The sequence below is a fragment of the Labrenzia sp. C1B70 genome (genome assembly GCF_000475395.1).
Classification (GTDB): Bacteria; Pseudomonadota; Alphaproteobacteria; order Rhizobiales; family Stappiaceae; genus Roseibium; species Roseibium algicola.
In genome coordinates, this window is record NZ_AXCE01000045.1 from 172,608 (window position 1) to 194,375 (window position 21,768).

Consider the following 21,768-nt stretch of genomic DNA (forward strand, 5'->3'; position numbering starts at 1 on the left):
CGACCGGTAAAGCGCACTGGCTCGACCCCAGGCGAACGAAGACGCATTCCACGGACCGACCGGACTTGTGGCATCGGCCCGGCAATCCGGACCGGTGCCGGGCTGTTGTTTCAGAGCCAGACCTGTTTCGGATCAGGCAGCGGAATTGCGTCGAGCAGCGTGCGTGTGTAGTCCGCTTTCGGATTGGCGAAGAGTTCCGCCGTTTCGGAGTTTTCGACAATCTCGCCCTTGTAGAGCACCAGGATGCGGGTACACAGCCGCCGGATCACCGAGAGATCATGACTGATGAAGGCCAGGGTGAGACCGAGGTCCTTGACGAGGCTCTCCAGCAGGTTGAGCACCTGGGCCTGGGAGGACACATCGAGCCCGGATACGATCTCGTCGGCCAGGATGAAGTCGGGTTTCAGGGCGATTGCCCTTGCGATCCCGACGCGCTGGCGTTGACCGCCGGACAACTCGTGTGGATAGCGGGTCGCGAAATGCCGGGGCAGGCCAACCATGTCGAGTGCTTCGTCGACCCGGCCCTTGATGTTGTCGAGCCCCTGAAGGCGCAGTGGCCCGGCAATGATACCGCCGACACGCCGGCGAGGATTGAGTGAAGACATCGGGTCCTGAAAGATCATCTGGAAGCGCCGGCGCAGGGGCCGCAGGCTGTCCTCATGAAGATGGGTGATGTCGGTGCCTTCAAACCGGATCGCGCCACTGTCCGGTTCGATCAGGCGGATCAGTGCCCTGCCGAGCGTGGATTTGCCTGACCCGGACCCTCCGACAATGCCGAGGACTTCGCCCTTGGGAATATCGAAGGATAGGCCTTTCAGAACGTCGATCCGCGGTGCCGCTCCCAGAAGCGGTTTGCGGGACATGTCCGGAAAGGAGACGTGCAGGTCTTTCAGCTCGTAGATGATATCGCTCATGGCCGGGCTCCTGCCTTCAATTGTGCGTCGAAGGCAGCCACTTCAGCTTCCACCGCTTTCGTCACGCCTTCCGGCACAGGTGTCAGTGAGCCTTGCGGGTCTGTATATTTCGGCGTTGCCGCGAGCAGGGCCTTCGAATAGGCGTGCGAAGGCGCGGCAAAGAAGTTCTCGACGGAGGTTTCTTCAATCACCTTGCCCGCATAGAGCACTGTCAGTGACTGGGCTATCTTCGAGACGACACCCAGATCGTGGGTGACGAACAGCAGAGCGGTGCCGTGGCGCTGCTGCATTTCGCGGATCAGCTTGAGGATCTGCTTTTGAACGGTCACGTCGAGCGCTGTCGTCGGCTCGTCGGCGATGATCAGCTTCGGTTCGGCGGCAAAGGCGGACGCAATCAGGATACGCTGGCGCATGCCGCCGGACAGTTCGTGCGGATAGGCCTTCATCACCCGTTCCGGTGACTGGATGTGGACCTCTTCCAACAGCTCCAACGCCCGTTTCTCGGCATCCGGTCGTTTCCAGCCGAGAATATCCACCAGCCTGTCCGTAATCTGCGGCCCGACACGGCGGGATGGATTGAGCGCGGTGAGCGGGTCCTGTGGTATCAGGGCCGCGCGGGCGCCAATCCGCTGGCGTCTTGCCTTTTGGGAGAGCGTCTGCAGGTCTTCCCCGTCGAGCAGGATCTTGCCCCCGGTCAACCTTGCGGCCTTCGGCAGTATGCCGAGAACAGCCTTGCCGATCATGCTTTTGCCCGCGCCACTTTCCCCGACAAGTGCACGCACCTCACCAGGCTCCACATCAAGCGAGACATGCCGGAGCAGCGGCATGCCGTTCTTCAACTGGACCGTCAGGTCCTGAATGGACAAAAAGCTCATCGCAGCACCGGATCGAAATGGTCCTTCAGGCCTTCGCCGAGCTGGGAAAAGCTCAGCACCGTCAGGAAAAGCGCGAACAAGGGAAACACGAGAACCCACCAGGCCTGATAGATGGAGGTACGGCCTTCGGCAATCATGCCGCCCCATGTCGGTTGGTCCGTGGAAATGGACAGGTTCACGAAGGAAAGGATCGCCTCGACGATCACCGCGATACCCATTTCCAGCGTCAAGAGGGCGACGATGGTCGGCAGGACGTTCGGCAGGATCTCGGTCAGGGCGGTGCCGAAACGGGTGCGTCCGGCAACCTGCGCCGAAGCCACATAGTCCATCGCCCCCTGGCTCATCGCTTCGGCCCGGACGACGCGCGCAAAGCGGGTCCAGTCAATGACGACAATGGCAATGATGACGGACATCAGTCCGGTTCCCAGAACCGCAATCAGCAGGATTGCAAAGAGAACCGGAGGGAAGGCCATCCAGATGTCGATGAAGCGCGAGATCACCAGATCCGCCCAGCCCCGGTAGTACCCTGCGATCAGGCCAAGTGTTGCCCCGATAAGACAGGTAAGCGTGCCGGCAACCAGCGCCACGATCAGCGCAAGTCTTGCGCCATAGAGCATGCGGCTCAGCACGTCGCGGCCGAGGCTGTCGGTTCCCAGCAAATAGGCCGGGTCGGCACCTTGTTCGAAGAAGGGCGGTAGGCGTCCGGCGAAAAGATCCTGTGCCAGCGGGTCGTGCGGGCTGATCAGGGGGGCGAAGACGGCTGCCAGCACCAGGAAGGTAAGCCAGCCGCCACTGAGCCAGAGCCGAAGGCCGGGCAGGCGACGGATATGTCCTCGGGCGTCACGCATGGCGCAGCCTCGGGTTCAGGGCGGCATAGGCCATGTCCACCACCAGATTGACCATCGTGAAGAGCAGGGCAAAAATCAGGACGATGCCCTGGATCAATGGCAGGTCTCGGTTGATCACCGCGTCGATCGCCATGTTGCCGAGACCTTCATAGGAAAACAGGCGTTCGATGATGACCGTGCCGCCTATGAGAAATGTGAACTGGACGCCGATAAGCGTCAGCGTGGGAAGGATCGCGTTCGGCAAGGCATCACGCAGGATGATCGAGCTTTCCGAATAGCCCTTTGTGCGGGCCAGGGTGATGTAGTCGTCGTGCATGCATTCCTTCAGGGATTGCTTGAGGAGCTGCAGGATAATGGCTGCCAACGGGATCGCCAGCGCAAGCGCCGGCATGAGCATGTGGCCCATGAGATCCAGCACCACATCGAACCGGAACCGGGCGAGCGCTTCGAAGAGATAGAAATTGGAACTGAACTCGAACCCGAGCGAAGGCGATATCCGGCCGGAAATGTGAAACAGCGGCCACAGCACGCCGAACAGCAGGATTAGCGCCAGCCCCCAAAGGAAATCCGGCAGGGACAGCGCGATGCCGCCGGCAACGTCGATCCCGCCTTCCACCTTGGAACCGCGGTAGAGCGTTGCCGTGAGAGCGGCAGCACCTCCGATGATGACGGCGATCAGCAAGGCCATGACCGAGAGTTCCAGCGTGGCCGGCAAACGGCCTATCACCAGGTCGTAGACCGGCTGGCGCAGGGTGATGGACGTGCCGAAATCACCCTGGATCACGTTGGAGATCCAGATCACGAATTGTTCGAAGATGCTCTTGTCGAGCCCGTAAAGCGCTTTCAGCCGGTCGATGTCGGCATCTGTCGCCCCGGGTGGCAGCATCATGGCGATGGGGTTGCCAGGGACGACCCGGATGACCACGAACACGATGATCGCGGCCCCAAGCAGGGTGATAAGCGTTGTGATGAGGCGCGTCAGCAGCGCGCGCACGATTTGCATGACGGTATTTGGCCCAAAAATCGGAAAAAGTCGCCGCAACACCCCGGGAGCAAGCTTTAGAGGGTGTTGCGGCGAAGGCGGGTTCGAAAATTCCGGATTTTTAGGAACGCGTCATCAACGCAGGCAGCAGCGCGCCGGAAGCGTGCGGCGTGACCTTGACCTTGTCGCTGTGCAGGATCGGCTGGACATACTGCAGGAGCGGAATGACCAGAGCATTTTCTGCAATGTGGCGATCGACTTCCTTCCAGCCTTCGATGCGCTTGTCCTCGTCAGCCTCGCCCCAAAGCGGCAGGATCTTCTGCATCAGCTCTTCGCCATCCCAGACGGAGTGAGGTGAGGGGCCGAACATGGCAAAGCCGGTCGATGTGGTCGGGTCGCCAATGGCATTGCCCCAGTTGTAGAAGGCTGCCGGGGCCAGCGTATCGGCCGCGCGCAATTCGTAATGCTTGGCGATTTCGTAGACTTCGATTTCCGCCTCGATGCCGATCTTGCGCCACAAGCCGACGATGGCCTGAATAATCTCGTAGTCCTTGGGCTTGAAGCCGCGGGTGGTCTGGATCTTGAACTTGACCGGATTGTCCGGACCGAAGCCGGATGCCGCCAGCAGTTCCTTTGCCTTGTCCGGGTCATAGGGAACGGTGATAGAGGCATCATAAGCGGAATAGTCAGGTGTCTGCAGCGTGTCGATGGGCACGCCGTATCCCGACAGGAGACGTTCGATGATGGTCTTCTTGTCGATGGAATAGGCCATCGCCTTGCGCACGTTTTCGTCCAGCATCGGATCGACATCGTTGATGAAGATCATGCCGATGTCGGAGATCGGGGCTGCGGTGCCGACGATGCCGTCGTTTTCCTTCAGCCGGTCGAATTCCTCGTAAGGCATTTCCAGCGTGACATGCGCATTGCCCGACATAACCTCGAAGGTTCGGCTGGACGCATCGGTCACGAACTTGATCGTGACTGTCTTGAATTCCGGTGCGCCGCCCCAGTAGTTCTCGTTGGCTTTCAGCCGGACGAAGGCATTGCGCTCGAACTTGTCGACCATGTAAGGCCCGGTGCCGATCGGCTTGGCCTCGAAACCGTCTGCGCCGACTTCCTCATAGTATTTCTTCGGCATCACATAGCCGGTCAGGAAGCTCATCCACTTGAAGATGGTGGGCTCGTATTCCTTGACGTCGGCGGTGATCTTGTTGCCGTCGATCTGGAAGTTGCCGACCTTGCCCCAGATGAATTGGATCGGATTGCCCGTGTCCGGATTGCCGGCGCGTTCCAGCGACCAGACGATGTCTTCCGGTGTCAGCGGATCACCGTTGTGCCAGGTGACGCCTTCGCGCACATCCATCCAGATCTTCGACTTGTCGTCGTTCCAGCCCCAGCCGGTGATGATGCCCGGTGCAAAGCTGAGGTCCGTGTTCTGATGAATGAACATGTCGAACACGGACTGGTAGATGCCCTGGATGGTTGGGTTGACCGCGGACGGGCCGACAGTCGGATCCCAGCTCGGCAGGTTGACGTTATAGGCGATCACCAGTTCTTCGATGTCGCTGGCGAATGCTACCGGTGTTCCGACGGCTGTCAGCAATCCGCTGGCGGCCGCACTTTTAAGCAGTGTGCGTCTTGAAACTCTCATGGTTACTGTTCCCCATTTTACCTCTGGTGCCGGTGCGTTTGTTTTTGTCGCTATCCGGCAAGTTTTTGTGCAAGCAGATATCCGGGCCCTGCGCCGGTTCCCGCACCGGGCCAGACGGCCGCGCCGGTGTGGTAAAGGTTTCCAACCGGCGTCGTTCCGTCGGCAAAGCCGCGTACGGGCCTGAACATGAAATGCTGGGTCAGATGATGGCTTCCGCAGACCTGGTCTCCTCCGACCAGGTTGGGATTGTCCGCCTCCAGCAGGGCGGGCGATACGATATGGCGGCCGAGGATCTTGGCCCTCGTGCCGGGGGCATAACGTTCCAGAATATCGAGTGCGCGTTCGGCAAACGGCTCCGCCGCTTCGGTCCAGTCGGTGGCCGTGATCTTGCCGGCGGCATCACCCTTGATGGTGCCGGGTGCCATGCGGACCTGAAGCCAGAGAACATGCTTGCCCTCCGGTGCCCGGCTCGGGTCGACGACGGTTGGCTGACCGCAGACAATCACCGGTTCTTCCGGCAGAAGGCCGGCCTGGGCCTGTGCATAGGTTCGGGCCATCTGATCGAGATCCGGAGCCATATGCACATAGGCGAATTTTTTCAGCTCTTCGCCTGCGGTCCAGTCTGGCAGGGCGTCCATGGCAAGATGAATCATCATCGTGCCCGGCGCATGTGCTGATTTCTTAAGGCCAAGGTCATACCGCGCGTTGCCGGTTTCACCCGCAAGTTTCAGCAAGGCGGATGGGGCGACGTTGGCGATCACCGCCCTGCGGGCCATGATCTGCCGACCGTCCTTGAGCTCGATGCCGCGTGCCTGTCCATTCTCGACAATCACGCGCGTGACTTCTGCATTGCAGGTCACCGATCCGCCCGAAGCCTCGATCTGCGAAACCATGGCCTTGACGATCGTATCCGCGCCGCCCTGACCCAGGACCATGCCGAAGGCCTGATTGACCATGCCTTCCAGGTAGGGGAACAGCGCGCCGCCTGAAATGTCGGGTGCAAAATCCAGATGCATCCCCCAGGCAGCAAGAAGGGCACGCACCTTCGGTGATGTGAAGGTTGTGTTCAGCCAGTCGCGCGGCGAGGATAGCAGAAAGCGGCCAAGGTCCAGCACGCCGTCCGAACCGCTTTTTCGCCACTCCTTGAACAATATATATGCAAATGCACGTTTTTTTGCCGGACTACCCAGAAGCGCGAACAAGGTCTCTGCGCGTCCCGGGAATTCCGATGTCAGCGCCCGCCAGACACGTGCGTCTTCCGGGCAGATCTTTTCGATTCTCGAAGCCGTCGTTTCCAGGTCATTGCTGACGCCAAGCCAGGTGCCGTCCGGAAAAACGGAAGAGAAACAATTGGATGCTGGCGCGAAAGCCAGCCCGTGGCTGCCTAGTTCCTCGGAGTATTGCTTGAAGAAGGCGGAACCTGCAAACAGGGAAAGGTTCATGGCCGCCCAATCGTGGCGGTAGCCGGGTAGCGTGTACTCGCCCGATTTGACCGCCCCGCCAGGTTCCCCCGCGCGCTCGAAGACACCGACTTTCCAGCCTTGAGCTGCAAGATGAACAGCGCAGGCAAGGCTGTTATGCCCGCTGCCGATAATGACGCCGTCCAACACCTCGGTCACGATCAATCCCCTCCGTCGTTCGCAGAAGATAATTGCAAATACAAATAAATCTGTCTAGCATTGAATTGTGATAACGAGCCGACAGGCCACAGAGGTACAGAGGGAACGATTATGTCTGCAGAGAGCGCGCTCAGCGGGCTTGGAGCTAAACTCCTGTCCGGAGAAGTGGAAGTGGTGGATTGCACGGGCGTTCTGGGTCCGAATACGCCGATCCTGCAACTTCCGCCTGATTTTGCAAAGAATACGCCGAAGGTCGAGATCCACAAGATCAGTGAATATGACGCTGACGGTCCCTTCTTCGCCTGGAACTGGATGGTTCTGGGTGAACACTCCGGCACGCATTTCGATGCGCCACATCACTGGATTACCGGGAAGGACTACAGCGACGGCTTTACGGACACGTTGGATGTGCAGCGTCTGATTGCGCCGGTCAATGTGATCGACTGTTCCAAGGAAAGCGCTGCTGATCCTGATTTTCTGCTGACTGCGGATTTGATCAAGGCCTGGGAAGCCGAGCACGGCGAGATCGGTGCCGGTGAGTGGGTTGTGATGCGCACCGACTGGGACAAGCGCGCCGGCGATGAAGCCGCGTTCCTCAATGCCGACGAAGCGGGCCCGCACAGCCCCGGACCGACACCGGATGCCATTGAATATCTGCTGTCGAAGAAGATCGTAGGCTGGGGCAGCCAGTGCATCGGCACTGATGCCGGTCAGGCCGGTGGCATGGAGCCGCCGTTCCCGGCGCATAACCTGTTGCACAGGGACAATTGCTTCGGTCTGGCATCGCTTGCCAATCTCGACAAGCTGCCGGCGAAGGGGGCGATCCTGATTGCCGCTCCGCTGAAAATCGAACGCGGCACTGGTAGCCCTATCCGGGCACTGGCTCTGGTTCCGAAAGCCTGAGGCGTCTCGAAATGGCCGCTCCGCACGTAATCGTCGGCTCCGGTATAAATGCCCTCGTCGCGGCAGCAATGCTGTCGCGCAGAGGGGAGCCGGTTCTGCTTCTGGAACGCTCAGACGTCCTTGGCGGCTGTATGCGGACAGAGGAAATCACGCTGCCCGGATTCCGGCACGATGTGATGGCGGCCACCTTCGTTCTTTTCATAACCTCACCTGCCTATGCGGAGTTGGCGGAAGATCTTGGCCGGCATGGTCTTGAATTCTGCCACACGCCGCATCCGACCGCCGTTTTACGGCCGGGAGGGGAGGCGCTGAAGCTGACGATGGACCGCGCGGCCAACATTGCCGCCTTCGAAGCCCTCGCGGCAGGCGACGGCAAGCAGCATGCGGCCGACGTCGGCGGTATCGAAGCCGACGCGGAGTTTCTGTTTGCCTTGCTGGGGAGCCCGCTCTGGTCCGGCAAGATGGCGCGCCTGATGCTCGCCCAAGCCTGGAAACGTGGCCTTGGCGGATTGAAGGCGTGGCTCGGTGCCTGCCTGCAGCCGGCTCGCGGCTGGCTGGAAGGGAGCTATCGGAGCGAAACCCTGCAGGCACTTTGGGCGCCCTGGGTCCTGCACACAGGCTTGACGCCGGAAAGTACCTATTCGGGTCAGATGGGCCGGGTGATTGCTTTTGCGCTGGAAGCTGCCGGCGCACCAGTGGCCAAGGGCGGCTCCGGCTCCGTGCCGGAGGCGTTCCGAAAATTGATTGAGGCCAAGGGTGGCAAGATCCGCACCGGTGTCGATGTCGAACGTGTCCTGGTGAAGGACGGCAAGGCAGTCGGCGTCGAAGCGGCAGGCGGTGAAACCATCAAGGCGCGGTCGGTGATTGCCTCCGTCACGCCAACGCAGCTCTATCAGCGGCTTTTGAAGCAGGAAGCACTCCCGGAAGCCACGCAGAAATACCGCTACGGCCGCGGCAATTTCCAGCTTCACTATGCTCTGGACGGTGATCCGGACTGGATCGTCGAAGGGCTTGAGGATGTTGCGCTGATCCACCTTGCGGACGGCATCGACAGTGTTTCCAAGTCCGCCAACGAGGCCGAGCGGGGTCTTCTGCCTGAAGTTCCCACGATATGTGTTGGCCAGCCGCATCGTCTGGACCCCTCAAGGGTGCCGGAAGGCAAGGGGGTCCTGTGGCTTCAGATCCCTGACGCTCCGCGCAGGATCAAGGGCGACGCCGCGGGCAAGATAGAGACCGGTCCGGAATGGACCGAAGCAACCCGGGAGGCCTTTGCCGACCGGCTTGAAGAAATCCTGAAGCGGCATATCCGCAACTTCGATCAGATCAAGCTTGCACGGCGGGCTTATTCGCCAGCGGATCTGAACGACATCAATATCAATCTGGTCGGTGGTGATCCCTATGGCGGGGCCTGCAGCATCGATCAGTTTTTCATCTGGCGCCCCTTTGCTCATTCCGTTAATAGCGCCACCCAAATCCGGAACCTGCACATGATCGGCGCTTCGACCCATCCGGGGCCGGGGCTCGGTGGCGGGTCCGGCTACAATCTGGCGAAATGGATGGGTGCATGAGCAACGAGGATCGGACGGACGTCATCACGGAAGAAGCACGTGTGCAGCGGCTTGGCGAAATTGGGCTGGAGAATTTCCCGCCCTATCTGATGAACCGTATCATGGGCCGCTACAACGCGGCGCTGCGTGACGAAATGGCCAATCTGGGCCTGACGACGCCAAAGATGCGTACGCTTGCCGTCTTGTCCGTGATCGACGGCCTGCTGATCCGGGAACTTGCCATTTATGCGGTCGTCGAAGTGTCGACGCTCAGCCGGGCGTTGGACGCTCTGGAACGGGACGGGCTTGTCCGGCGCGTTGCCGACAAGGACGACAGCCGTGCCGTCCGCATTCATCTGACGCCCAAGGGGCGCGACACGCATGAGCAGCTCTGGCCGCATCTGGCTGGTGCGTACCGGCAGATGTTCAAGGGCATCAGCGACGCGGACCAGCGGGCCTTCGTCGCCACGCTGCAGGCAATTTTGAAGAACGTGCGCAAGCACCCGATATGAGTTGATCGCGTAAGGAGGGGCCGATGGCCGAAAGGTCGTTCAAGGCTGAGGTAGAGCATCTTCGCAAGGGAACAGGAGACACCTTCACGGGTGAGGGTATTCTGGCCATCACCAAGGCACTCCTGGAAAACGGTGTCGGCTATGTCGGCGGCTATCAGGGGGCGCCGATCTCCCATCTGATGGATGTGCTGGCCGATGCGGAGGATCTTCTGGGTGAACTCGGCATCCGTTTCGAGGCCAATGCCTCGGAAGCCGCTGCCGCCGCCATGCTGGCTGCCTCCGTGCATTATCCCATTCGTGGTGCCGTCACCTTCAAGGGCTCTGTCGGCGTCAATGTCGCATCCGATGCACTCGCCAATCTGGCCTCGTCCGGCGTCAACGGCGGTGCGCTTGTCATCGTCGGCGAAGATTACGGCGAAGGCAGCTCCATCATGCAGGAGCGTTCCTACGCCTTTGCCATGAAATCCCAGTTCTGGCTGCTCGACCCGCGCCCGAACCTGGCATCCATCGTCAAATCCGTTGGCGACGGCTTTGCCCTGTCGGAAGCCAGCAATTCGCCGGTCATGCTGATGGTGCGCATCCGCTCCTGCCATGTCACTGGCCGGTTCGAAACCCGGGACAACGTTCCGCCGCCGCTGTCCGTGCGCGACGCGCTCTCCAGTCCGATGCGCGATTTCAAGCGCGTTGTCCTGCCGCCGATGTCCTATGCGCATGAGCATGACAAGATCGACAACCGCTGGCCTGCCGCTGAAAAGTTCATTCGGGAAAATCGTTTGAACGAGCATTTCGGCCCGGAAGAGGGCAAGGTCGGGATCGTCTGTCTCGGCGGTATCTACAACAGCGTTATCCGCGCGCTGCAACGCTTAGGACTTGCCGATATCAGCGGGAACACATCCATCCCGCTTCATGTGCTCAACGTCACCTATCCTCTGGTGAAATCCGAGCTGCTTGAATTCTGCGCCGGCAAGGAAGCCGTGCTGATGGTCGAGGAAGGCCAGCCGGAGTTTATCGAGCAGCAGCTCGGGGCGATGCTCTACAAGGAAGGCCGGACGACGAAGCTGGAAGGCAAGGGTATTTTCCCGCGTGCGGGTGAATACACCGGCCAGATCATGCTCGACGGTCTGGATACCTTCGTTCGCCAGTACGCGCCCGAGCTTCTGCCGGGCAAGGTGCTGGCACCAAACGCACCCAAGCCGGAACTGCCGGATCTTTCCAAGACCGTGCCGATCCGTCCGCCGGGCTTTTGCACCGGGTGTCCGGAACGTCCGATCTTTGCCTCGTTGAAGATGGTGGAGCAGGAAGTCGGCCAGCATCAGATCACCGGTGATATTGGCTGCCATTTGTTTGCCTGCCTGCCGCCCTTCGAAATTGGCGGCTCCACCATGGGCTACGGCCTCGGGCCGGCCTCGAACGCGGCCTTTGACGGCGGCGGCGAGAGGCGTGCAATTTCGATCATCGGCGATGGCGGCTTCTGGCATAATGGCCTCAGCACTTCCATCGGCAACATGGTGTTCAACAAGTCCGACAGCGTTGCGATCATCGTCGACAACTATTATTCGGCGGCAACCGGGGGACAGGACATTCCCTCCAGCCGGGCGAAGAACAAGACCAAGTCGACCAACAACCCGATCACCAAGGCGTTGCAAGGGGCGGGGGTCAAGTGGATCCGGCAGATCGACCGGACCTATGATGTCACCCGGATGCGCGAAACCATACGCGAGGCACTGACCACCGAGTATGATGGTCCGAAGGTGATCGTCGCGTCCTCCGAATGCATGCTCAACCGCCAGCGCCGGGAAAAGCCCCAGCGCAACAAGGCGATTGCAGGTGGCGAGCGGGTCGAGGTGCCGCGGTTCGGCGTCGATCAGGACGTCTGCACTGGCGATCACGCCTGCATCCGTCTGTCCGGATGTCCGTCACTTTCGCTGAAGAAACTGGATGACCCGCTGCGGGATGATCCGGTGGCACATATCGACCAGTCCTGCGTGGGCTGTGGCAACTGCGGTGAAGTCGCCGACGCGGCCATCCTGTGTCCGTCCTTCTATGAAGCGAAAGTGGTTCACAACCCGACAGGCTTTGAAGCCTGGTATGCGGGGCTTCGCACAAGGATCATTTCCTGGCTGCAGACACGGCGGGCCGGCTCCCGTCTGACCTTTACCGGGGAGGGCGTGTGATGTCGCTGTCATTGCCACTGGAAGCCAGACCGGCAGATCCGGCACTCGAAGGGATCATCAAACTCGCCATCCTGGCCGTTGGCGGTCAGGGCGGCGGCGTTCTGACCAACTGGATCGAGGGCCTGACCAGGTCACAAGGCTATCATTGCCAGGCAACGAGCGTGGCCGGTGTCGCCCAGAGAACCGGTGCGACCATCTACTACATGGAGATGGCGCCGGGCGATGTCGCGGCCCCCGTCTTTTCGCTCGCACCATCTGCTGGCGATGTCGACATTATCATTGCCGCGGAAATGATGGAGGCCGGGCGTGCGATCATTCGCGGTTTCGTGACCCCCGATCGCACCACGCTGATCGCTTCGACCCACCGCATGCTTGCGGTCTCCGAGAAAACCGTGCCGGGCGACGGCATGGCGTCCTCGGAGGAGGTAAAAGCGGCAGCTGAACTGGCAGCACAGAAGCTTGTTCTGGCTGATATGGATACGGCTGCCCTGAAAGTCGGATCCGTGATTTCCGCTTCGCTTTTTGGCGCACTGGCTGGCTCCGGTGCTTTGCCCTTCGAACGGGCGGCTTTTGAAGAGGCCATTCGCGCTGGCGGCAAGGGCGTTGAGGCAAGCCTCAGGGCTTTCGCCGCAGGTTACGATCTGGCGAAAAATGGCGAAGAGCCGAAGGTTGAAGCCGCAAAACCGGCCAGGCAGGAAATTGTCAGACCGGCCGGGCCGGATATGGCGCAGAAGGCCTGGGCATCTCTGGAAGCAAAGGTCGCGGCTCTGCCGGAGCCTGTTCGCGAGATGGCGCGGGCGGGGCTGCAGAAAGTCGTCGATTTCCAGGATACCGACTATGGGGCGGAGTATCTCGGCAGGCTGGAAAGTCTCGTCAGCCGCGATAGCGCGGAGAAGGATTACGAGCTCTCCCGCGAGGCTGCCAAGTACATCGCCAATGCGATGGCCTATGACGATGTCATTCGGGTTGCTGACCTGAAGACGCGGTCGCAGCGTTTCTACCGGATTGAAACGGAAATGCAGGTGAAGGACGGCAAGCTGATGCATCTGACCGACTATCTTCACCCGCGTGCGGAAGAAATCGTCGGTTTGCTGCCGGAAAAGATGGGCCGGAAGATGGAGAACGATCCGGTCTGGATGAACCGCATCGACCGCTGGTTCAATCGTGGCCGCCGCATCCGCACCGATAGCCTGCGCGGCTTTGCAATGCTCTATTTCCTTGGTGGTTTGCGCGGCTGGCGCCGCAAGACCTTGCGCCACCGGATGGAGCAGGATCATCTGGAAAGCTGGCTGAAGATGGTCTCCGGTTACCTGCCGGACCGCTATGCCATGGCCGTGGAAACCCTGCGCTGCCGCAGGCTTATCAAGGGCTATTCCGACACCCATGCACGAGGCCTGTCGAAATTCGACAAGGTGCTGGCCGGCGCAAGGATGGTGGAAAACCGGAACGATGGTCCTGAATGGGTTGCCCGCCTGCGCGAAGCTGCCCTCAAGGATGAAAAAGGCACGGATCTCGATGGGGCGCTGAAGACAGTCGAGAGCTTCGCTTGAGTGTAGGGTGTCCCGGAACTCAATAACGGGACATTCCCTTCGATTATCCCCCTGGCGAGCATAGCGGGACCCGGGGGGGCATTTCCAGAGTATCCGGGCTTCAAGGCAAGTCTTCACCTCGTTCCTGGCGAAGAGAGCAGGCGAGTGGGGCCCGGATTTGCGTCGGCGCTTGCCGAGTTTGCAGCCCATCTGTCGAGACAACGTTCCGCGCTTCCTCAGGATGAGGTTGGAGCAAGTTTGCGCTTCAGAGAGGCAACTTTCCGGGCTGCTACACCCACACCCTCATCCTGAGGAGGCCGTCAGGCCGTCTCGAAGGATGGGCCGCTTGTGCTGGCTCCGGCGAAACGGCCTCCCGGCTCATCCTGCCAGTGCCTTCCCCAGTTCCGCCACGACTTCGCGTGTGGCCTCTTCGCTCGTCTGGATGCCGGGGGAGAGCCGGAGGGTTGCTCCCCGGGTGTCGGCGGAAAATCCGGCACCACGCAGATGGGTCAGCACCTGCACGGCTTGTTCTGGCGAAGCAAGTCCGAACATGAGACTGCCGCCACGATCTTCTTCTGACCTTGGTGTGAGCAGTTTCAGGCCAAGGTCATCCGCGCCATCGATCAGGATGCCGCAAAGGTGCCGGTTGCTGCGCAGGATGGACTCCCTGTCGGCGCTGGCGTGCCACTTGAGGGCGGGCACGGAGGCGGCCGCAGGCATGATCGACGGCGTGCCGTTGTCGAAGCGGCGGATGTCAGGGGCATATTCGAAGGCGTCGATATCCCAGTTGAACGGGTTGTCCTGGCTGAACCAGCCGCACAGCTCCGGCCTGCAATCCCGGATCAGGTCCGGGTGTACATACAAGATGCCGGCTCCTGGCGTACCACACATCCATTTGAGACTGGTCGAAACCACAAAATCCACGTTCGGTGCCTCAACCGAATAGGGCAGGAGACCTGCGGCCTGGGTGATGTCCACGCCAATGATGCTGCCCATCGAGCGGCCATGGTCAACGAGGGTTTCCAGATCCGAGCGTCTTGAGGTTGTGGAACTGACCCAGGTGATCAGGCAGAGCGCGACATCGCGGTCCCACTCGGCGATCATGTCTTCGTCAGCAACGAAATTTGCGCCCTGACGGGCCCGCACGGTTACCAGCTCGAAGCCGAGCCGTTCCTGCAGGCGGGTGAGAAGAAAGTGGTTGGAAGGGAAACAGTCTGCGGCCACCAGCACCTTGCGGCCACGCAGCAGGCCGTCCGGCAGCGCCCGCATGACCATGTCGACGCCCTGGGTAACGTTCTCGCAGGTCGTGGCGGACCCGGCGGGTGCATCGATGATCGCGCGCCAGTAATCGATGAACTCTCCGCGCTTGCCGAGCAGATAGGGCCACTGCTGATCGTTCGGAGCACTCCAGACGGCAGCCAGCTCCGCCATCGCGGCGCTCAATCCGGCTTCCTTGCCGGGATACTGGCCGATGGAATGATAGAGGAAGTAGCCGTCTTCCCTGGTCGTCATGCGGTCCCCCGAAATGTCATTTCCTTCGGTCAATCGGGGTGCTGAAACAGAACCGTTTCCGTCTCAAACACGCTATTGACCGTCACCGGAATATTCGTATACAGTTTTTGAGATAGTTCAAGCTTAAAGGACTTTTCAAATGCCTGAAAATGGGTTGAATAGGCTGAGTGTCTGTTTAGGCTTGAATTGTTCTGTATACGGATTTGCCGTGGTAACGAGGTTCGTGACAAGGGAGGCTTGCCGGTGACAGCAGGAAAATCAACCGCCTCCACTTCGGGTGCACAAAGCACCAGCGGACAGATCCACGACCTGCTCATGGGGCGCATCCAGCGTGGGGAACTTGGTCAGGATATCCGCCTTGTCGACACCGCCGTGGCGGCCGAATTCGGCGTTTCCCGCATGCCGGCCCGTGATGCCCTGATGCGTCTTGCCCATGAAGGCTATCTGGAACCGACAACGCGGGGCTTTGTGCTGCCGCGTCTCGACCACCGGGAAATTCTGGAAATTTTCGATCTGCGACGTCTTCTTGAGCCGCGGGCAGCAGCCATGGCAGCGCTCAGCCTGTCGCAAGACGAGTTGAAGGGACTGGACGACATCCTCAAGGATGCGGGTTCGGCTATGGCGGCGGGGGATACCGAGCATTTGCATCGGGCCTGCGAGATTTTCCGCAACAGCTGGATTGCCGCCGTGCCGAATGTTTCGTTGCGCAAGGCGCTGCAGCGCTACATGACCCAGGTGCAGGCCGTTCGCCTGATGACCTTTGCCCATCAGGCGAACCATCCGTTGATCGTTGCCGGTAATACCCAGCTTTACCAGGCTTTCTGCCGCCGGGACGCGGTTGCCGCAAGCGACCGGATCCTGCGGTTCGTTTTTGAAGGGGAGGCGGCCTACCTCGCAGCACATGAGGATGCCGGCAATCAGAACACAACATCCTCTGCACAGGCAGGCTGAAGCGGGGGTAAAGGGAGCGATGGACAGGACATGACGGAAACCCGCGCGGAAGTCAGACTACCGACCCAGGACCTTGCCAAGGACCTGCCGTTCTTCACCAAGAAGCTGAACATGCGGCTGGACATGATCTATCCGGCCGACAGCCCGGAAATTGCGGTGTTCTCCGGTCACGGCTTGCGCGTGCGGGTGGAAAAGGGTGCAAGCGAAGCACCCGGCACGTTGCGAATTCTGACGGAAAATCCGGATGAATTTGCAGATGGCGAGCGCCTGCTGGTCTCCCCGAGCGGGACACGTGTCGAGATCGACGAACTCAATCCACCGCTGGTGATGCCTGAAACCGAGCACGCCTTCGTGGTGCGCCGTCTGGCAGACCAGGCCCCATGGGTGATCGGCCGGGCGGGCATGTCCTATCGGGATCTTGTGCCGACACGGCTCGGCGGCGCCATGATCGCCTCGCATATCCGGGTTCCGGACGGACCGGTTCCGGACATGGTTCACTTCCACAAGGTCGGGTTTCAGCTGATCTTTTGTGTCCACGGCTGGGTCGATGTTCTTTATGAAGATCAGGGCGGCATGCGCCGTCTGAGGGCTGGTGACTGTTTCATCCAGCCGCCGGAAATCCGTCACCGCGTGATGCACGCAGCCGAAGGGATCGAGGTGATCGAGATCGGCGTCCCAGCCGAGCACATTACCGAGATCGACCACGAGATGACCCTGCCGACGCCCCATGAGCGGCCGGATCGGGAGTGGCAAGGACAGAAATTCGTGCACAGCCTGGCACAGGACGGCGTTTTTGAACCGTTCCGCATTCCGGGTTTTGAGGCACGCGACACCACCATCTGTGACAACACCCGAGGCGTGGCATCTGTTATGGTGGCTCGTCCGGTCGGGGAGGCCTCTCCCTGGACGCGTCATGACTGCGATATTCTATTCAACTTTGTGCTGGCAGGCGAAATGACCCTGGAGGGCGAAGGCAAAGATCCTTACCGCCTGTCTGCCGGAGACGCCTTCGTGATCCCGCCGAACATGGCGACGCGATACGCGGAAGCAACTGCCGACCTGGAACTGCTGGAAGTCAGCCTGCCGGGCCGGTTCGAAACGGAGGTCCTGCGCGACTGAAAAGACAAAGCCTGTCGAGGAGGAAAGAACAGGCTGTGCAGGAGTTCAAGGTCAAGCCATGAGGGGATGACAGCATGAGAAAATTGACGACAATTGTGGCCGCAGCAGCGTTGCTGGGCACGGGCACCGCCGCACTGGCGGACGACACCAAGATCGGTATCCTGATGGACATCACGGGGCCGATCGCCAATTTCATTCCGCCGCTTCAAAATGCAGCCGATCTCGCGGTCAAGCAGGTGAACGAGCAGGGCGGTCTGCTGGGTGGCACGGCAGTTGCCGTCTACGGTGACACCACCGGCACCGCCCAAGGCGCGGTCGACGCTGCCCAGAAGCTGGTGAACGTGGAAAACGTGCCGATCATCATGGGTTCGCTCATGTCTGGCACCACCATTGCCGCTGCAGAAGCTGCAATCATTCCGGCGGGCGTGCCGCAAATCTCGCCGACCGCGACCTCTCCGGCGATGACCTTCCTGGAAGACAATGGACTGGTGTTCCGCATTGTGCCTTCAGACAACTATCAGGGTGAGATCCTCGCCAAGATGGTGATGGACGAAGGTATCAAGAAAGTCGCGCTCACCTTCGTCAACAATGACTATGGCGTCGGTATCGGCGAAACATTCATCGATGCCTACACTGAAGCCGGTGGTGAAATCGTCGCCGAGGCGAAGCACGAAGAAAAGAAGGATTCCTACCGTTCGGAACTTGCAAGCCTGGCAAAGGGGGATGCCGAGGCGCTGGTTGTGATCGCCTATGCCGGCGACAGCGGCGGCAAGATCGTCCGTCAGGCCATTGAAGGTGGCCTCTTCACCAAATTCATCGGCACGGATGGTCTTCGTGACGAACTGCTGATCCAGAACGTTGGCGCAGATGCCCTGAAGACCTCGTTCTTCTCCTCACCGACGTCTCCGGCTGAAAACCCGGCCCAGCAGTCTCTGCATGATGCCTTCAACGCCGAATTTGGCGAAGGTGCCGACAAGGCTTTTGTCGACCAGACCTATGACGCAACTTTCCTGGCTCTGCTGGCTGTTGAAAAGGCCGGTTCGACTGACCGCGCAAAGATTGCCGAAGCCCTGAAGGAAGTTGCGATGGCTCCGGGCGAGAAAGTCGGCCCGGGTGAATGGGCAAAGGCGATTGCGTTGATCAAGGAAGGCAAGGACATCGATTACGACGGTGCCAGCGGCTCCGCGGAGTTCGATGAAAACGGCGATGTCGGTGGCTACATCGGCAAGTTCGTCGTGGACGGCGACGGCTACAAGCAAGTCGAAATCGTCGAATAAGCCGATAAGGCGACAGCGTGATTGAGCTGGACAAAATCTGCGTCGATTTTGGTGGTTTGCGGGCTATTGACCATGCAAGCTTCAAGATCGGCGCAGGCCGCATCACCGGCCTGATCGGGCCGAACGGTGCGGGAAAAACAACCGCCTTCAACGTCATTGCAGGTGCAATCCGGCCCAGTGCCGGCCGGGTGCTTCTGGACGGGAAGGACATAACTGCGCTCAAACCCCATCAACGGGCCAAGGCAGGCCTCGCACGCACCTTCCAGATACCTCACGAATTCGGGCATCTCTCGGTTCTCGAAAACCTGATGGCGTCTGCCTCGGCGCCGGAAGGCGAGAATGTCTTCAACGTGATCTTCCGCCGCGGCCATTACCAGGCCGAGGAGCAGGAAATCTATGAGACCGCGCGGGACACCGTCCGCCTGCTTGAACTGGACCATGTCATCGACGAGAAGGCCGGCAATCTTTCCGGTGGTCAGAAGAAGCTGGTCGAACTCGGTCGCGCCCTGATGCGCAACCCGAAGATCATCCTGCTGGACGAGATCGGTGCCGGCATCAACCGCACGCTTCTGTCCAAGCTGGCGGACAAGATCCTGATGCTGAACCGGGAGCGGGGGCTGACCTTCTGCCTCATCGAGCACGATCTCGACTACGTTTCCAAGCTGTGCGACCACGTGCTGGTCATGGCGCAGGGCACGCTGCTGACAGAAGGTTCGGTCGAAGACGTGCGTAACGACGAACGTGTGATCGAAGCCTATTTCGGCGGCGGAAAATACGAGGCGCAGCTATGACCGAGCGACTTTCCGTCACAAACGTCAGCGCCGGCTATGGCGGTCCGCCCATCATCGAAGAGGTCTCACTGACCGTTGAGCCTGGCGAGATCGCGGTCATTCTCGGGCCGAACGGCGCCGGCAAGTCGACCTTGCTCAAAACCATCTTCGCACTGACCACCGTCTCCGCCGGGTCGATCAAACTTGGCGCGAAGGAACTGGCAGGCTGCAAGACGTCCGCTCTTGTTCCGCTCGGTGTATCGGCAGTGCCTCAGACGAAAAACGTCTTTGCGACCATGTCCGTAGACGAGAACCTTGATGTCGGAACCTATGCAGCTCCACCAAAGGATAAAGCGGCGACGCGTGAACGTGTGCTCTCGCTGTTTCCCGACCTGCGGGACAAGTTGAAACAGCCTGCTGGCGAGCTTTCGGGTGGACAGCGGCAGATGGTAGCCATGGGCCGCGCCTTGATGAGCGACCCGAAGCTGGTGCTGCTGGACGAGCCGACAGCCGGTCTGTCGCCTGCCTATCTGGAGCGGATCTTCGATCTGCTTCTCGACATCCGCAAAACCGGGATCACGATATTGATGGTGGAACAGAATGCCCGCCAGGCTCTGCAGATTGCCGATCACGGCCATATTCTGGTGAACGGACGAAACTATGCCAGCGGAACCGGCAAGGAGCTGCTGGCGGATGAAGACGTGCGGCGCCTCTTCCTCGGGGGAGCGGCGGCATGATCGAGTTCGTGAATTTCTATCTGTTCCCGGCGCTGGCCATCGGCAGCATCTACGCGCTTGGCGCTGTCGGGATTTCCATGATCTTCGGCATCCTGCGCTTTGCCCATTTTGCACACGGCGATCTGATGACCCTGGGCACTTACGGTGTGCTGGCCATGGCTGCCATCGTCCCGGTCAATCCGCTTCTGCTGATCCCCTTCGGCATGGCACTCACGATTGTCTCGGCGCTGCTGGTCGACCGCTATTTCTACAAGCCACTGCGCGAGCTGCCGACCATTTACACGGTGATCTCGTCCTTCGGCATTGCGCTGGTCTTCCGTTCGATCGTTCAGTTGGTCTGGGGTTCTCAAAACCAGGTGTTTTCGACAGGCGTTAAACCGCCGCTGGTCCTGTTCGATACCTTTCGGGTGTCGGTGCTACATCTGCAGGCGGTGATCTCGACAGCGATCATTGCCGTGCTTCTGCACTACTTCCTGACAGTCACAAGAACCGGCCGGTCCATGCGGGCAGTTGCGGACGATCCGGAACTGGCCGAAGTTTCCGGTCTGGATACCGCCAAGGTCATTCGCTGGACGTGGATCATCGGCGCGGCTCTGGCGGCGATCGCCGGAACCTTTGCCGCTTTGAACACCAGTGCTCACCCCAATCTGGGCTGGAACCTGCTGATGCCTATGTTTGCCGCCGCCATTCTGGGTGGGATCGGCAAGCCGATGGGGGCCATGGCAGGTGGTTTCATCATCGGCCTGGCCGAGGAACTGTCCTCCTACCACTGGATCGGTGACGATGCGCTCATCTCCCCGTCCTACAAAACGGCGGTCGCTTTCGTCCTGATGATCGGCCTGCTCATCTTCCGGCCCCAGGGCCTCTTCAAGGGGAGGTTGCTCTGATGGAACTCACCGGTCTCTTTTTCTATGCGGTCAGTCTTCTGATCCTGGGCGGTATCTACGCTATCCTGTGCCTTGCCCTGAATGTGCAATGGGGCATGGGCGGCCTCTTCAACGCCGGTATCGCCGGTTTCTACGGTGTTGGGGCCTATACCTCGGCGATCCTGACAACCGCGGCCTCGTCCAAGCATCTCGGGGGCTTTGGCCTGCCTGTGCCGATTGGCTTGATCGGGGCTGCGATACTCGCCGGGCTTGCCGGCTGGGCGGTGGCCAAGATCTGCGTACGTCTCAAGAGCGACTATCTGGCGATGGCCTCCATCGGGATCGCCGAGATCCTGCGGCTCGTCATCGTCAACGAAAGCTGGCTCACAAACGGCAGTCTGGGCCTGTCCCGCATTCCAAGGCCTTTGGCGGACCTCACCACCGGGCGCATGGGGGACATCGTGTTTCTCGGCTTTGTCTGGTTCGTGGTGCTGCTGGTCTATCTGGCAGCCTCGCGCCTGCACGACAGCCCGTGGGGGCGCAGCCTGCGTGCGATCCGCGACAACGAGGCTTCTGCGGCGGCCGTCGGCAAGAACGTCGAGAAATTCAGGATCCAGACCTTCGTCATCGGTTGCGCCATCATGGGGATCGCCGGTGGCCTGTCAGCGCATTACTTCCGCTTCCTGTCGCCCACGGCCACCGATCCGCTGCTGGTGACCTTCCTTGTCTGGGTGATGCTGATGGCCGGTGGTTCCGGCAACAACAGGGGGGCCATCCTTGGTGCCTTGACCATCTGGACGCTTTGGTCCGTGACGGAAATCTTCACCAACCGCCTGCCGCCGGAATGGGCGACCCGCAGTTCGTTCATCCGCATGCTGCTGGTGGGGCTGCTTCTGCAGGTGGTGCTACAGCGATTCCGGTCCGGACTGTTGCCGGAGAAATCGCCGCCAGTGAAATTCCGGCAGGAATAGCAACATTGCCG

Annotated in this window: 19 protein-coding genes; 12 read left to right on the forward strand and 7 right to left on the reverse strand. The window is 60.4% G+C overall.

Annotation, left to right across the window (positions count from 1 at the left end):
- Positions 1-110: 110 nt before the first annotated feature.
- The 6 genes from Q666_RS58805 to Q666_RS58830 all read right to left on the reverse strand — a co-directional run bounded on the left by Q666_RS58805 (position 111) and on the right by Q666_RS58830 (position 6,880).
- On the reverse strand, positions 111-914 hold the full coding sequence (locus Q666_RS58805) for an ATP-binding cassette domain-containing protein (RefSeq protein ID WP_022997715.1): 804 nt from the start codon (positions 912-914) through the stop codon (positions 111-113).
- The gene (locus Q666_RS58810) at positions 911-1,789 is read right to left on the reverse strand and encodes an ABC transporter ATP-binding protein (protein ID WP_022997714.1); all 879 of its coding nucleotides are present in this window, start codon (positions 1,787-1,789) and stop codon (positions 911-913) included. Before Q666_RS58810 ends, Q666_RS58805 begins: the two co-directional genes overlap by 4 nt.
- Positions 1,786-2,637 (reverse strand): ABC transporter permease, encoded by an 852-nt coding sequence (locus tag Q666_RS58815; RefSeq protein ID WP_022997713.1) that lies wholly within the window; start codon positions 2,635-2,637, stop codon positions 1,786-1,788. The genes Q666_RS58810 and Q666_RS58815 overlap by 4 nt, the downstream gene beginning before the upstream one ends.
- A complete protein-coding gene (locus tag Q666_RS58820; protein WP_022997712.1) occupies positions 2,630-3,640 on the reverse strand; it encodes an ABC transporter permease in 1,011 nt (336 codons plus the stop codon). The genes Q666_RS58815 and Q666_RS58820 overlap by 8 nt, the downstream gene beginning before the upstream one ends.
- Before the next feature lie 100 nt (positions 3,641-3,740).
- Positions 3,741-5,270 carry an ABC transporter substrate-binding protein gene (locus tag Q666_RS58825; protein WP_031268068.1) on the reverse strand — a complete coding sequence of 510 codons (1,530 nt, stop codon included), beginning with the start codon at positions 5,268-5,270 and terminating at the stop codon, positions 3,741-3,743.
- Positions 5,271-5,320: 50 nt separating this feature from the next.
- Positions 5,321-6,880 (reverse strand): NAD(P)/FAD-dependent oxidoreductase, encoded by a 1,560-nt coding sequence (locus Q666_RS58830; RefSeq protein ID WP_031268067.1) that lies wholly within the window; start codon positions 6,878-6,880, stop codon positions 5,321-5,323.
- Positions 6,881-7,000: 120 nt separating this feature from the next.
- Between Q666_RS58830 and Q666_RS58835 the strand changes: the two genes are divergently transcribed.
- Genes Q666_RS58835 through Q666_RS58855 form a run of 5 tightly spaced genes read left to right on the forward strand, consistent with a single transcriptional unit; the run spans position 7,001 to position 13,575 of the window.
- Positions 7,001-7,792: a cyclase family protein gene (locus Q666_RS58835; protein WP_031268066.1), complete on the forward strand. Its 792-nt coding sequence runs from the start codon at positions 7,001-7,003 to the stop codon at positions 7,790-7,792.
- An 11-nt stretch (positions 7,793-7,803) separates the two neighbouring features.
- A complete protein-coding gene (locus Q666_RS58840) occupies positions 7,804-9,360 on the forward strand; it encodes an NAD(P)/FAD-dependent oxidoreductase (protein ID WP_022997708.1) in 1,557 nt (518 codons plus the stop codon).
- The gene (locus tag Q666_RS58845; protein WP_022997707.1) at positions 9,357-9,851 is read left to right on the forward strand and encodes a MarR family transcriptional regulator; all 495 of its coding nucleotides are present in this window, start codon (positions 9,357-9,359) and stop codon (positions 9,849-9,851) included. Before Q666_RS58840 ends, Q666_RS58845 begins: the two co-directional genes overlap by 4 nt.
- A 23-nt stretch (positions 9,852-9,874) precedes the next feature.
- Positions 9,875-12,025, forward strand: a complete 2,151-nt coding sequence (locus Q666_RS58850; RefSeq protein ID WP_022997706.1) for an indolepyruvate ferredoxin oxidoreductase subunit alpha — start codon at positions 9,875-9,877, stop codon at positions 12,023-12,025.
- Positions 12,025-13,575, forward strand: coding sequence for an indolepyruvate oxidoreductase subunit beta family protein (locus tag Q666_RS58855; RefSeq protein WP_022997705.1), 1,551 nt, complete (start codon positions 12,025-12,027; stop codon positions 13,573-13,575). Before Q666_RS58850 ends, Q666_RS58855 begins: the two co-directional genes overlap by 1 nt.
- A 357-nt stretch (positions 13,576-13,932) precedes the next feature.
- Here the strand turns inward: Q666_RS58855 and Q666_RS58860 are convergent, their stop codons facing one another.
- Complete coding sequence (locus Q666_RS58860) at positions 13,933-15,066, reverse strand: aminotransferase class V-fold PLP-dependent enzyme (protein ID WP_031268064.1); 1,134 nt, start codon at positions 15,064-15,066, stop codon at positions 13,933-13,935.
- 243 nt (positions 15,067-15,309) lie between these two features.
- Here Q666_RS58860 and Q666_RS58865 point away from each other — a divergent pair, with 243 nt between their 5' ends.
- The 7 genes from Q666_RS58865 (at position 15,310) to Q666_RS58895 (ending at position 21,757) form a co-directional block, all read left to right on the forward strand.
- Positions 15,310-16,017 carry a GntR family transcriptional regulator gene (locus tag Q666_RS58865; RefSeq protein WP_035909717.1) on the forward strand — a complete coding sequence of 236 codons (708 nt, stop codon included), beginning with the start codon at positions 15,310-15,312 and terminating at the stop codon, positions 16,015-16,017.
- Positions 16,018-16,047: 30 nt separating this feature from the next.
- A complete protein-coding gene (locus tag Q666_RS58870) occupies positions 16,048-17,136 on the forward strand; it encodes a cupin domain-containing protein (protein ID WP_022997702.1) in 1,089 nt (362 codons plus the stop codon).
- A gap of 74 nt (positions 17,137-17,210) precedes the next feature.
- Positions 17,211-18,413 (forward strand): ABC transporter substrate-binding protein, encoded by a 1,203-nt coding sequence (locus tag Q666_RS58875; protein WP_022997701.1) that lies wholly within the window; start codon positions 17,211-17,213, stop codon positions 18,411-18,413.
- Positions 18,414-18,430: 17 nt separating this feature from the next.
- Positions 18,431-19,204 (forward strand): ABC transporter ATP-binding protein, encoded by a 774-nt coding sequence (locus Q666_RS58880; RefSeq protein WP_022997700.1) that lies wholly within the window; start codon positions 18,431-18,433, stop codon positions 19,202-19,204.
- The gene (locus Q666_RS58885; protein ID WP_022997699.1) at positions 19,201-19,920 is read left to right on the forward strand and encodes an ABC transporter ATP-binding protein; all 720 of its coding nucleotides are present in this window, start codon (positions 19,201-19,203) and stop codon (positions 19,918-19,920) included. The genes Q666_RS58880 and Q666_RS58885 overlap by 4 nt, the downstream gene beginning before the upstream one ends.
- The gene (locus Q666_RS58890) at positions 19,917-20,807 is read left to right on the forward strand and encodes a branched-chain amino acid ABC transporter permease (protein ID WP_022997698.1); all 891 of its coding nucleotides are present in this window, start codon (positions 19,917-19,919) and stop codon (positions 20,805-20,807) included. Before Q666_RS58885 ends, Q666_RS58890 begins: the two co-directional genes overlap by 4 nt.
- Entirely contained in the window at positions 20,807-21,757 is a 951-nt protein-coding gene (locus Q666_RS58895; RefSeq protein ID WP_022997697.1) for a branched-chain amino acid ABC transporter permease, read from the forward strand. The genes Q666_RS58890 and Q666_RS58895 overlap by 1 nt, the downstream gene beginning before the upstream one ends.
- The last annotated feature ends 11 nt before the right edge of the window (positions 21,758-21,768 follow it).

Bases quoted from the DNA above. Each gene is read 5' to 3' on its own strand.
- Q666_RS58875 (WP_022997701.1), top strand. From the start codon at position 17,211: ATGAGAAAATTGACGACAATTGTGGCCGCAGCAGCGTTGCTGGGCACG.
- Q666_RS58890 (WP_022997698.1), top strand. From the start codon at position 19,917: ATGATCGAGTTCGTGAATTTCTATCTGTTCCCGGCGCTGGCCATCGGC.
- Q666_RS58805 (WP_022997715.1), bottom strand. From the start codon at position 914: ATGAGCGATATCATCTACGAGCTGAAAGACCTGCACGTCTCCTTTCCG.
- Q666_RS58810 (WP_022997714.1), bottom strand. From the start codon at position 1,789: ATGAGCTTTTTGTCCATTCAGGACCTGACGGTCCAGTTGAAGAACGGC.
- Q666_RS58850 (WP_022997706.1), top strand. From the start codon at position 9,875: ATGGCCGAAAGGTCGTTCAAGGCTGAGGTAGAGCATCTTCGCAAGGGA.
- Q666_RS58870 (WP_022997702.1), top strand. From the start codon at position 16,048: ATGACGGAAACCCGCGCGGAAGTCAGACTACCGACCCAGGACCTTGCC.
- Q666_RS58895 (WP_022997697.1), top strand. From the start codon at position 20,807: ATGGAACTCACCGGTCTCTTTTTCTATGCGGTCAGTCTTCTGATCCTG.
- Q666_RS58845 (WP_022997707.1), top strand. From the start codon at position 9,357: ATGAGCAACGAGGATCGGACGGACGTCATCACGGAAGAAGCACGTGTG.
- Q666_RS58860 (WP_031268064.1), bottom strand. From the start codon at position 15,066: ATGACGACCAGGGAAGACGGCTACTTCCTCTATCATTCCATCGGCCAG.
- Q666_RS58820 (WP_022997712.1), bottom strand. From the start codon at position 3,640: ATGCAAATCGTGCGCGCGCTGCTGACGCGCCTCATCACAACGCTTATC.
- Q666_RS58835 (WP_031268066.1), top strand. From the start codon at position 7,001: ATGTCTGCAGAGAGCGCGCTCAGCGGGCTTGGAGCTAAACTCCTGTCC.
- Q666_RS58825 (WP_031268068.1), bottom strand. From the start codon at position 5,270: ATGAGAGTTTCAAGACGCACACTGCTTAAAAGTGCGGCCGCCAGCGGA.
- Q666_RS58855 (WP_022997705.1), top strand. From the start codon at position 12,025: ATGTCGCTGTCATTGCCACTGGAAGCCAGACCGGCAGATCCGGCACTC.
- Q666_RS58840 (WP_022997708.1), top strand. From the start codon at position 7,804: ATGGCCGCTCCGCACGTAATCGTCGGCTCCGGTATAAATGCCCTCGTC.
- Q666_RS58885 (WP_022997699.1), top strand. From the start codon at position 19,201: ATGACCGAGCGACTTTCCGTCACAAACGTCAGCGCCGGCTATGGCGGT.
- Q666_RS58815 (WP_022997713.1), bottom strand. From the start codon at position 2,637: ATGCGTGACGCCCGAGGACATATCCGTCGCCTGCCCGGCCTTCGGCTC.